This window comes from Halioxenophilus sp. WMMB6 (assembly GCF_033283405.1).
Taxonomy (GTDB): domain Bacteria; phylum Pseudomonadota; class Gammaproteobacteria; order Pseudomonadales; family Cellvibrionaceae; genus Halioxenophilus.
This window is the reverse complement of record NZ_JAWMQR010000002.1, coordinates 451,845-463,717: the sequence shown is the minus strand read 5'-3', so window position 1 is coordinate 463,717 and position 11,873 is coordinate 451,845. Positions and strand designations below refer to the sequence as shown.

The 11,873-nt window shown below is 58.3% G+C and carries 8 protein-coding genes; 4 read left to right on the top strand and 4 right to left on the bottom strand.

The window, feature by feature from the left end; translation table 11 throughout:
* Window positions 1-37: 37 nt before the first annotated feature.
* The 4 genes from SBL51_RS07725 to nhaC all read left to right on the top strand — a co-directional run bounded on the left by SBL51_RS07725 (window position 38) and on the right by nhaC (window position 5,522).
* Complete coding sequence (locus SBL51_RS07725) at window positions 38-1,072, top strand: arginine N-succinyltransferase (RefSeq protein ID WP_317930320.1); 1,035 nt, start codon at window positions 38-40, stop codon at window positions 1,070-1,072.
* 26 nt (window positions 1,073-1,098) lie between these two features.
* Window positions 1,099-2,580 carry a succinylglutamate-semialdehyde dehydrogenase gene (gene astD / locus SBL51_RS07720; protein ID WP_317930319.1) on the top strand — a complete coding sequence of 494 codons (1,482 nt, stop codon included), beginning with the start codon at window positions 1,099-1,101 and terminating at the stop codon, window positions 2,578-2,580.
* Window positions 2,577-3,953: an N-succinylarginine dihydrolase gene (astB, locus tag SBL51_RS07715; RefSeq protein ID WP_317930318.1), complete on the top strand. Its 1,377-nt coding sequence runs from the start codon at window positions 2,577-2,579 to the stop codon at window positions 3,951-3,953. The genes astD and astB overlap by 4 nt, the downstream gene beginning before the upstream one ends.
* Before the next feature lie 105 nt (window positions 3,954-4,058).
* Window positions 4,059-5,522 (top strand): Na+/H+ antiporter NhaC, encoded by a 1,464-nt coding sequence (nhaC, locus tag SBL51_RS07710; protein ID WP_317930317.1) that lies wholly within the window; start codon window positions 4,059-4,061, stop codon window positions 5,520-5,522.
* A gap of 63 nt (window positions 5,523-5,585) precedes the next feature.
* On the opposite strand, the gene SBL51_RS07705 is transcribed toward nhaC, so the two are convergent.
* The 4 genes from SBL51_RS07705 to SBL51_RS07690 all read right to left on the bottom strand — a co-directional run bounded on the left by SBL51_RS07705 (window position 5,586) and on the right by SBL51_RS07690 (window position 11,712).
* Window positions 5,586-8,381, bottom strand: a complete 2,796-nt coding sequence (locus tag SBL51_RS07705) for an EAL domain-containing protein (protein ID WP_317930316.1) — start codon at window positions 8,379-8,381, stop codon at window positions 5,586-5,588.
* A gap of 290 nt (window positions 8,382-8,671) precedes the next feature.
* Window positions 8,672-9,340, bottom strand: coding sequence for a 3'-5' exonuclease (locus SBL51_RS07700; RefSeq protein WP_317930315.1), 669 nt, complete (start codon window positions 9,338-9,340; stop codon window positions 8,672-8,674).
* Window positions 9,337-11,199 (bottom strand): DUF294 nucleotidyltransferase-like domain-containing protein, encoded by a 1,863-nt coding sequence (locus SBL51_RS07695; RefSeq protein ID WP_317930314.1) that lies wholly within the window; start codon window positions 11,197-11,199, stop codon window positions 9,337-9,339. The genes SBL51_RS07700 and SBL51_RS07695 overlap by 4 nt, the downstream gene beginning before the upstream one ends.
* Before the next feature lie 15 nt (window positions 11,200-11,214).
* Entirely contained in the window at window positions 11,215-11,712 is a 498-nt protein-coding gene (locus SBL51_RS07690; protein ID WP_317930313.1) for a hypothetical protein, read from the bottom strand.
* Window positions 11,713-11,873: the final 161 nt, after the last annotated feature.

Sequence of the window (11,873 nt, the reverse complement as noted above, 5' to 3'; positions counted from 1 at the left end):
GCCTTTGAGATCGATACTTAGTCAATAAGGACCGCTTATGATTATTCGCTCAGCACGACTTTCCGACCTGCCGGCACTGCTGGAGTTGTCGGCGTCACTGCCCGGCGGCATGACCAGCATGCCCTTTAACCGCGATACCTGGCAGAAAAAACTGGAGCTGGTGGAGCGCAGTTTTCAGCTTTCCGCGCAACCCGGTTGCATCGAAGAGGCGATCTTCTTTTTTGTGTTGGAGGATCAACACACTGGCGCCATTGCCGGTACCTGCGGCATGCACACCGGCGTTGGCCTGACCCGGCCGTTTTACAACTACAAGCTCTCCCGACATATGTCCAAGTCAGAGCAGTTGGGCATTACCGTTAACAGCAACACGCTTAATCTGTGCAACGACTTTACCGGCGAAACCGAACTGGTCTCGCTCTTTTTAAAATCCGATTTTCGCAGCGGCAAGGTGGGCCAGTTTTTATCGCGGGTGCGATTTATGTTTATTCGCGACTTCAGCGACTATTTTGCCAGCGTCGTCTTTGCCGAAATTCGCGGCTGGTTGGATGTCGATGGTAATTCGCCGTTTTGGGACAACCTGGGCAACAAATTTTTTGATATGCCTTTTCTAAAAGCGGACTTTATCAGTGCCGTGAATGGCTACCAGTTTATCTCCGATTTAATGCCGCGCTTTCCGGTCTACCTCGAGCTGTTGCCGCCCGAGGCGGTGTCGGTTATCGGCCAACCCAATCGTGATTCGGTGGCGGCGAAAAAACTGCTGGAGAAAGAGGGTTTTCGCTACCAGGGGCTGGTGGATATTTTCGATGCCGGGCCGGTGGTGCAGTGTGAAAAAGAGCGTATTGTTTCGGTAAACCAGACCCACGACTACACCATCAGCACCACCTTTGCCGACGACAGTGAAAACCCCGGCGATATCGAGTGCATTATCAGCAACCGCAATTTTGGCGCGTTTCGCGCGGTGATTGGCCGCATGCGCATGCTGGAAAACCACCAGGTGGCGGTGTCGGAGGGGGTGCTGGATGCAATTCAGGTTGATGTTGGCGCAAGTATCTCCGTGCTGCCCCTGCGTTAGGGGCACCCCACAGCAGGATTACCACTATGACTTCACTAATCTCCCCACCCCTAAGCGGCGAATGTTTTATCGGCGGCCATTGGCGCGCCGGTGACGGACAACTTCTGCACCCGGAAAACCCCGGCCTGGAGCAGACCGAATGGCGCGGAGCCAGCGCCGGTACCGCTCTGGTGAATGAGGCGGTACGCGCCGCCCAGCTCGCCTTTGCCGACTGGTCGCTGACCGACTTTGCCCACCGGCAGGCGTTACTGCAGTCCTATGCTGAGCAGCTAAAGCTGCACCAGACGGCACTGGCCGAGGTGATTCACCGGGAGACGGGTAAGCCGCTGTGGGAGAGTAAAACCGAAGTGGCCAGCATGATCGGCAAGATCGATCTCTCGATTGCCGCCTATCTGGCGCGCACCGGGCTTACCGACAACCGCAGCGGGCCGGTGCACGCCCACCTCTGCCATCGCCCGCAAGGGGTACTGGCGGTGCTCGGCCCCTACAATTTCCCCGGCCACCTGCCCAATGGCCACATAGTGCCGGCGCTGCTGGCGGGTAACTGCGTGGTGTTCAAGCCCTCCGAGTGCACACCGGCCACCGCCGAGTTGATGCTGCGCTGCTGGCAGGCGGCGGGCCTGCCCACCGGTGTGCTCAACTTACTGCAGGGTGGTGGTGAAACCGGCAAGCTGCTGGCTGAACACGAGCAGCTCAACGGCCTGCTGTTTACCGGCAGCTCCGCCACCGGTGCCCGCCTGCACCGCTTGTTTGGCGGCCGGCCAGAGAAGCTGCTGGCGCTGGAGATGGGTGGCAACAACCCGCTGATTGTGCACCAGGTGGAGGATATCCGCGCTGCCATTTACCACATTATCCAGTCGGCGTTTGTCAGCTCCGGCCAGCGCTGCACCTGTGCCCGGCGGCTGATACTGGTGCGCAGTGCGCAAAACGAAGCGCTGTTGCAGCAGTTGGTGGCGGCGGGCAAACAGATTTCGGTCGGCTTTACCGACGACGACTTTATGGGGCCGGTGATCCATGCCGCTGCCGCCGAGGCGTTGCTGGCGGCCCAGTCGCGCTTGATCGACGCCGGCGCCCACCCACTGTTAACCATGGCGCGCCTGCACGAGCACAAACCCCTGTTGAGCCCGGCCATTATCGATGTCTCGGCCCTGGCCGAGCTGCCCGACGAGGAGTACTTTGGCCCGCTGTTACAGGTGCAGTGGGCGCCGGATTTCGCCACGGCGGTGGCGCTGGCCAACCACACCCGCTTTGGTCTCTCCTCCGGCCTGTTGAGCGACAACCCCGCCAACTGGGCCTACTTTCACCCCCGCGCCCGGGCCGGCATCGTCAACTGGAACCGGCCGTTAACCGGCGCCAGCGGTGGCGCCCCCTTTGGTGGCGTCGGCGCCAGTGGCAACCATCGGCCCAGCGCCTTCTACGCCGCCGACTACTGTGCCCATCCGATGGCCAGCCTGCTCGATGAGCAGCTGACCCTGCCGGAGAGCTTCAGTCCGGGAGTCACTCTATGAGCCAGGTTTGGGAGGTCAACTTCGATGGCCTGGTGGGGCCCACCCACAACTACGGCGGCCTGGCGCGGGGCAATCTCGCCTCCGGTGCCAACGCCGGCCAGCTGGCGTCGCCCCGGCAGGCGGCGCTGCAAGGCTTGGCGAAGATGAAAGCGCTGGCCGACCTGGGGCTGAAGCAGGCGGTGCTGCCGCCTCACGACCGCCCCCACCTGGCCAGCCTGCGACGGCTGGGCTTTACCGGCCGGAGCGACGCCGAGCTGCTGGCCAAGGCGATTGCCCAGGCGCCGGAACTGGTGCAGGGGGTCTACTCGGCGAGCAATATGTGGGTGGCCAATGCCGCCACCGTCTCCCCCTTCGCCGACACCATTGATAACAAAACCCACTTTACCGCCGCCAATTTGAGCAGCATGTTTCACCGCTCCATCGAGGCGCCCACCACCGAGCGTATTCTGCGTTCCATCTTTGTTGGCGACGACTACGTGCACCACCCGGCGCTGCCGGCCGGCGCCTTTTTTGCCGATGAGGGGGCCGCCAACCACACCCGTTTCTGCCACAGCTATGGTCAGCCGGGGGTGGAGCTGTTTGTCTATGGTGCCTCGGCTTTTAACAAATTGGCGCCGAAGCCCGAGCGCTTTCCCGCCCGTCAGACGTTGGAGGCGAGCCAGGCCATTGCCCGTCACCACCGCCTGGCGCCGGAGCGCACTGTCTTTGCCCAGCAGCACCCGGCCGCCATCGACGCCGGGGTGTTTCACAACGATGTCATCGCTGTGGGTGACAGCAATCTGCTCTTCTACCACCAACTGGCCTTCCTGGAGTCGGAGAGCCTGCGCAGCCAGCTCAATGATGCCTATCGCGCCGAAGAGATTCCCGGCAGTGCCGGCATCGAGTTCATCGAGGTGCCAGCTCTGGAGGTGCCCATTGAGGATGCGGTCAACTCCTACCTGTTCAACTCCCAGCTGCTGCGCCGCCCCGGGCGTAAGGGGGCGACCATTGTGGTGCCGATGGAGTGCATGCACCTGCGCACGGTGCACGGTTATCTGGAGTGGTTGCAGGCGGATCACCCAGCCATTGATGAGGTGCTCTACTTCGATCTGAAACAGAGCATGCGCAATGGCGGCGGGCCGGCCTGCCTGCGCCTGCGGGTGGTGATGAGTGAGGCCCAGATCAACCAGTGCCCGGCACGGGTGTTTCTGGACGACGCGCTCTACGGTGAGCTGGTAGACTGGGTCAATCGCCACTACCGGGATGAGCTGGGCGCGGCCGACCTGGCCGACCCGGCATTGATGGTTGAGGTGCAGGTTGCCCTCTCCGAGCTGGTGCAGCTATTGCAGTTGCAAACCCAGGAGGTTGGCCCGATCTACGATTTTCAACGTTGATTGGAACGGGTCAGCCCGGCTTGCCGCACGCCAATAAAAGTTGGGCGGGTGGCCTGCTTGTTCGTCGAAGGTAGGGATTAGACCCGCTCACAGTAAGGTAACTGCATGACCAAAACGCCACCGCTGGCCGTTGCGATTCTGCCCATCGCAATGCTGATCGCCCTGTTAACACTCAACGTTTTTATCTTTAAAGATGATGCTATCTCCGGCTCCAACCAGATCATTCTGGTTGTCGCCGCCGCGCTGGGCGCGGCCCTGGCGTTTTTCTATGGCTGCTCGTGGATTACCTTGGAAGAGGGGATAGTACACAGCATCAAGCTGGCCACTCCGGCGATTCTAATTCTGTTGATGGTGGGGGCGCTGTCGGGTACCTGGCTGGTGAGCGGTATTATTCCCACCCTGATCTACTACGGGCTGCATGTACTCAATCCGGTGATCTTCCTCTTTGCCGCCTGCATTATCTGTATTGTGGTCTCTATTTTTACCGGCAGCTCCTGGACCACCTCCGCCACCATCGGCATCGCGTTAATGGGCATTGGCCAGGTGCTGGGTATCAACCCCGCCTTTGTGGCCGGGGCGATCCTCTCCGGCGCCTACTTTGGCGATAAACTATCGCCGCTGTCGGATACCACCAACCTCGCCAGCGCCTCCGCCGGCACCGACCTCTTCACCCACATCCGCTACATGACCTACACCACCATCCCTTCCATCACTCTGGCGCTGCTGCTCTATCTGGTTTTGGGTTTTGGTCACAGCAGCGCTCTCGATGCGGCTAGCATTGAGGAGATTCTGGCGGCACTCGACAACAGTTTTAACATCACCCCCTGGTTGCTGTTGGTGCCTCTGTGTGTGTTGGTGATGATTGTGAAAAAAATTCCGCCGCTGCCGGCGCTCTTTACCGGCACCGTGTTGGGGGCCATTTTTGCTTTTATTTTTCAGCTGCCCATTGTCGATCAGATTGGTGCCGAAGTGGGCGATGCCGAGTGGTCAAAATACGTTGGCATTATGCAGACCGCCTTTGGCGACACCCAACTGCAAACCGGTAACGAAACCCTGGATGAGCTGCTCTCCTCCGGCGGCATGGCGGGCATGCTCAACACCATCTGGCTGATTATTTCGGCCATGATTTTTGGCGGTGTGATGGAGGCCAGTGGCTTTCTGCGGCAGATTACCGAGGCGTTGATCAGCCACGTAAAATCGGTGGGTGGCTTGGTTTCGGCGACGGTGGCCACCTGTATTTTTACCAACACCTCGGCCTCCGACCAATACCTGGCGGTGCTGCTGCCCGGGCGTATGTACGCCGAGAGCTACCGCAAGCGCGGCCTGGCACCACAAAATTTAAGCCGCACACTGGAGGATTCCGGTACCGTTACCTCGGTGCTGGTGCCATGGAATACCTGCGGCGCCTTCCATGCCGGTGTCTTGGGGGTGGCGACAATAACCTACGCTCCGTTTGCCTTCTTCTGCATTATCAGCCCAATCATGACTATTATCTTCGCCTACCTGAATATCAAAATTGCGCCGCTCGAAAGCGAGCCAGAGGCGGTGAGCCCGGCGCCGGCCAATTAGTGGTGAGCGGTGCCGTGGCATCAGAGTGCGGTGAATAAGTGGGGAAATGAGTGGTCGAGCGGATTACGCTTTCATCGCCTGTTGGCTGTAAATTGTGAACAGCTCATCCGGTGGCAGGGGTTTGCTGAAGTAGAACCCCTGCACCTTGTAACAGCCGAGGGATTTAACAAAATCCAATTGCGCTTTGGTCTCCACCCCTTCGGCGATTACCTCCAAGCCCAGGTTATTGGCAATGGAGGCTACCGCCTTGGTGATGGCAACATCGTTGCTGTCTTCCGGGGTGTCTTTAATAAATGAGCGGTCGATTTTAAGTGCTTTAAAAGGCATCTGTTTCAAGCGCGAGAGCGATGAATAGCCGGTGCCGAAATCGTCGATAGCCAAACCAACACCCGCCTCCTGCAGCGCTTTAAATTCCACGGCGGTGGTATAGGACTCATTGGTAATGAACGACTCGGTCACCTCCAACTCCAGACACTGGGCCGGCAGCCCGGTTTTTTGCAGTACCTCCAGCACATAGTTGGAGAGCCCGCCCTTATTAAATTGCGACCCGGAAATATTCACCGACACCCGGCCAAAATCGAGGCCGCTGTCGAGCCACTGTTTGGCCTGTCGGCAGGCTGTTAACAACACCCAGTTACCGATCAATATCATCAACCCGGAGGCCTCCGCAATGGGGATAAATTCCGTCGGCGAGATGGGGCCTAAGCGGGCGTGCTGCCAGCGCAGCAGTGCCTCGATACCGGTCAGGGTGTTGGTGCGGGTATCGATTTGCGGCTGATAGGCGAGCTGCAGTTCGACATTTTTGATCGCCTTGCGCAGGTCGTTTTCCAGGCGCTGGCGTTTGCGCGCCTGCTCGGTGAGGTCACGGGTGTAGAAGCGAAAACCGTTGCGCCCCTCCTGCTTGATGCGATAGAGAGCGGAGTCGGCATTGCGCAGCAGCTCTTCCGGCGTTTTGCCATCCAGCGGGTAGACGCTGATTCCGGCGCTGGCCTGCAGCCAGACCTTATCCTGGCCAACAGAGAATGGCTTATGAAACGAACTGAGTACGGTGGTGATAATGGCGGTACTGGTTTCCAGCTCGCTAATGCCCGGCACAAACACCGCAAATTCATCGCCGCAGATGCGATAGACACAGGTGTTCAACCCTTTGATAGCCGACAGCCGCTCGGCGGTGGCCTTTAATAGTTGATCGCCATACTCGTGGCCAAGGCTGTCGTTGATGTGTTTGAAAAAATCGAGATCGACGATGGCCAGCAGAAAATATTGATGGTGCTTGCGGCTGTTGGCGAGGGCATCACCGAGGGCGGTCATCAGCGCCGAACGATTGGGCAGATTGGTGAGCGTGTCGTGGGTTTCCAGATAGTTAATTTTTTGTTGAGCCCGATGGCGGTCGGTTAGGTTGACTATGGTGACGGCAAATTCATAGGGCTTTTTGTCGGTCATTAAATTGACATTGACCTGCATCGGAATGGGGTTGCCATCCTGTTTCAGGCCGTAAACGGTACGGCCATTAACCCACTGCATCATGTCGGCTGGCTGTAGCCCTTCGTCACCCATCAGGTCTTCGCTGAAGCGGTATTTTTTGGGGATCAGTTCGGCCATGCTGAGGCCGGTCAAGCCGCCGGCAGGGTAGCCAAACAGCCGCTCGGCGGCAGGGTTGGCCGATAAAATTCTGGCTTTGGAGTCGATGGTGATAATGCCGTTGATATTGGCCTGTACGAAACGCATGGCCTCCTGTTCGGCGGCACGCGCCCGGGACAGGGCTCGGTTTAACTCCTCGGCCTGCTTGGCCCGCAAGAGCGCGGACTGGCGAGTGGCCAACAATTTCACCAGGCCGTAAAAAGCGGCGGCGATGATCGCCGAGACCAGAATAATCACTGGCCACCAGGTTTTTGCCAACCGGCTTTGCAGCGCCCGGATTTGTGGCTCGCCGATATGGTAGAGCAACACCAGATGCGCGTTCGATACCACCTGATGGTTATGAATGGCCTGGCTCGGCGAGAGTGGCCAGGTGACCGACCACAGCCAGAGCTGGTGGTCGAATTTGAACACCCCCCGTTCGGCCTTTTGGATGGCCGCCCACAATTGAGGTTGTTCTAACTTCAGGCTGCTGCTTTGGCCGCGCAGGAAACCCCAGGATTTATCCGGGTTGGGGGCGAGCAGCCACTGCCCCTGGTGGTTGGCAATAAATAGCGGTGTGTCACTTTGATGGTTGGCCAGTTGATTGAACAGACCGCTCATATCGATGTTAATAATCAACGCTCCCAGGCGCTGATTGTTGTTGTCAAACACCGGTGTGGCGACGCGAATGGTGGGAATGGAGGGCACCTGGATCAGACCATTTTCAACATTCAGATCGAGCTCGGACACATAGATCTGATTGTTTGCCAGCTGCAGGGCATCGACCACAAAGTAGCGGTTGCTTTTATCCTGCAGGTTTTCTGGTGGTACCAGCACAGGTACATCAGCTTTGCGGTTAACCCGTACCACCTCTCGGCCACGGGTATCAATAAAGCGCACTTTTAAAAACTGGCTGTGGCGATTGCTGATATCCAGCAGTTTGCTGGCCAGTGCGGTTGTGTTCACCTGACCGTTTTGGCTAATGGCCTGTACGGTGGTGGGTTCGCGGTGCAGTGAGGTGAGCACCTCGGCGGGGTCGACCAGTAGATCCTGAATTTGCAGCGAGTCCGAGAGCAGTGCCTCGCGCTTTTCGGCGAGCAGGTGTTCAAGCTCCCGCTGATATTGCAGATAGCAAGCCAACATTCCCAGGCAGCAGGAGCTAGCGAAAATAACGACCAGAATGAGTTGGCGGAACCAGAGGTTTTCTTTGATCAGATGCTTTAAACGGGAAGAGGGCATGTTCTGTCTACCCGAGCTAGCAAGCGGCCGATGGCGCAGTGGGATAACCCAAAATACCCTGCCGGCAATCACCCTTGGCGACCAATCGCAGTGAGGAGTGGCCTTGAAGGTGGCTGGCTCGAAGGTTCCTGAATCGCATTGGGTCAGTAGCCTGCTTTTTTGGGAGTTCGTACCGGTATTTCTGGTAGGGGAATACAACAAATCTGGTGCACTGGATACTGCGCTTTTACAATTGACTCGTCAGGCTAAACTACCTGGTTGTCAGCCGCTACCTGTCAGAAATCATTGGCTTAATGGCGACTGTTGCGCCCGCGGCGATAGGCGTTTTGAGCGAGGTAGAGCTCGGCGGTTGCCAGGGCGTCGGCGAGGGCGTTATGGCCGGCAAAATCGGGCAGGTGGTAACGCTGGCGACACTGGAACAGTGTCAGTGAGTTGGCCTTGAGGATTTGATTGGACGCCTCCAGTCGACGTTTTTCGATCAACAGGGTATCGCGGTGCGGCAATAGCAGTGGTACTCCGCACAGTTGCCGGCACAACTGATTGAGAAAGGCGAGGTCGAGGCTGGCGTTGTGAAATAATAAGGTGCGGCCATTGGCGGCGCGTAACAGCGCCGCTACCATCGACTCGCTGTCGCCGCCGGCGGCCAGGTCGCAATCGCGCAGGTGATGAATGGTGGCGCTATCTCCCACGCTGTTGTTGGCGGAGACGAGATGGTGCTCAGCGCTACCAAAGCGAATATTTTGCCCGTCGATGGCGACCCAGCCGGCGGCGACGATTTCGCCCTCATGGGTGGTTAGTGCCGACATCTCCAGGTCGACCGCCAGCAGTTGGCCGTGGTCACTTGCAGCGGCACTCTGCCAGCACTGCCACAGCAGTTGGGCAAGCGGTGATGGATTTTTTTTGAGTCGGTGTGCGTGGTAGCGGCGTAACAATCCAAGAGTGAATTTTTGCCAGATCACCTAGCCATTCCAGGTCGGTAGGTTTGTGCGATGCCCTGCTCGGCATCGGCAATTACCGAAAAGGCATCCCGCAATTGACGTTTCATGAGTTTCGATAGTTTGTCGGGATTGACGTAGTTGGATACCTTTTCGCCCTGTGCAATCTGCTCGGCCTGATTTTCGGCACGCAACTGCATAACCAGGTTCCAGGCATCCTGCAGGTTTCTACTATCGCTTAAAGCCAGTTTTTTCTCCAGCATCAATTTTTTCAGACGGGCGTAGGTGTTGACTTCGGTCAGGCCGTGGGCGAGGGCATGGATACGGGCGATATCGACAATAATGGCTATCGCGCGCAGTTTTAGATCCAGCTCGTTGCGGTGCTCGCCACTGCGCTCCACCACTAAGTTGCGAAACAGGCCCAGAGGTGCCGGCACGTCGAGCGCGTTTTCGGTTAGGGCGGCGAGAAAAATAGAGTTGCCCTGCGAGCGCTTCAACATGTGGGCCTGCAGCGACTGGGCGAGTTGCTCATCGCCATAGACGGCGCGCAGATCGAAGAAAATACTCACCCGCATCACTGCATCTTTGGTGGGTGAGCGCGTCCATTGATCCACAGTTTTACACCAGCCCTGCAAGGGCTGGCGCCACTGGTCGGTGGTGGCCATCACCAGACCGTTACAGTAGGGATAACCGCACTCGTTCAAACCATCGCAGACGCGCTCGGCCAGCGCCTTGAACCAGGGTTCGTGCTCGGCCCGCATGCTATCGTTGATCAGCAGGCCGTTATCCTGGTCGGCGCCGAGCAGTTGCTCGCCGCGGCCCTGGGAGCCAAAGCCGAGCCAGCAGAAGGGCACCGGTGCCGGTCCCAGTTCGGCGATGGCGAGCTCGATCAAACGCCGGGTGACGGCGTCGCTGATAGCGGTGAGCAGGCGGCTGGCCTGGTGGGCGCGGCCACCGGCACTGATCCACTGGCTCATCAGTTGCGGCAGCTGTTGGCAGATGTCGACCAGGCCGCGGACACTGGTTTGTCGATGGACATGGGTGACCAAAAACACCGGATCGTTCTGGCGTGCCAGCATCAGATCCGAGGTGGTGATAATGCCGGCCAGTTTGCCATCGACGGCTTGGGTGACGGGGATGTGGTGGATGCCCTTTTCAGTCATAAACAGGGTGGCATCGAAGACACTGGCGTCGTCGGGCAGCGTCTTGGGCGTGATGGTCATCACTTCGCTTACGGCGGTGGTCATGGGCAGCCCAGCGGCCACCACGCGTGAGCGCAGATCGCGGTCGGTAATAATGCCGAGCAATTGGTCATCGGCCAGTACCAGGGCCGATGAGACGCGGGCGGCGGTCATCAGCTTGGCGGCCGCCTGTACGCTCTGCTCGGGGCCGACGCTAACCAGTTTGCGCGACATGAGCGACGCCAGGCGTCGGCTCAGATACTCCGGCGCGCTGATCTGGCGCACCGAGCGGCGCAGGCGGCGGCTGCGTTGGCTGCGAAAATAGCGGTCGATATGGCGGTGGTTGCTGCGCAGGGCCTGGTAGTCTGCCATCGGTAAAAAGTAGACGAGGCTGTCTTCGATAAATTCGGCACTGGTGCCCGAATGTTTTTCAGCCAGGCCGTGCAGATTAAAACTGTCGCCTTCGGCCAGGCGCTCGATCAACTGCTCGTCACTGTCATACAGCTCGACGGCACCGCTGCGTAAAATGCGCAGACCGGGCTTGCTCTGCTCACTGTTGAGTTGATCACCCTGGCGCTGATACTGAATTAACAGCTGCGTGGCGAGCCGGTCGAGCTCTTCGGCTGGTAATTCGTCAAACGGCAAACAGTCGTCGAGAAAATTGGTGACCAGACGCAGATCGTCGTTGCGGGGAGTGGCCATATAATCCCTGCCAACCTAGGGTTGACGAAAATCGCGATGGAAACTGGTTTCGTAATGAATAAATGCCAGGCCCGTTTCACCGTAGAAGAGCGTATCGCTGGCGTTGACGACAAGCTGCAGCTGCTGTTCGTCGGCCACATCCAGCATGCTGGTGGTCCACACCGTGCCATCGTCGTTGGCGGCGGCCCAGGATTGGGGTTGGCTTTCCGTGCCACTGGCGTTGGCCACGGCATAGTGGGCGGAGCTCAATGGTTCGTTACTGGTTAACTGCAGTGTCACCAAACCATCGTCGCTGAATATGGGGTTGATTGTCAGTTCAAAGCTGCCGTTTTTAAGCTCGCATTGGCCGCTGGAGTAGTGGCAGTTGGGCTTGCTGGCCAGAGCGTAGGATTCACCGGCTTGGGCGGCGTGGGGCTTTTCCGAGACCATCCGGTCGATGCCAAAGTAGCTGAGTATGGCCAAAATGGGCGCAATAATCAGTGCAGCAACGACGTGCTTGTTGGTGAAAAACATAGTGGCACCTCTGCAAAAATAAGCCCTTACGTAACGGGCTTTTGGTAATTGTAGTTATTGTGAAAAAAAATCAGCGCCCCAATCAAGTCGGAATTCCCGGCCTGGAGAGATCAGTTAGGGCGCTGCTAAGCTTCTTGCGGAACAAACTCGCTGTCGGCTTT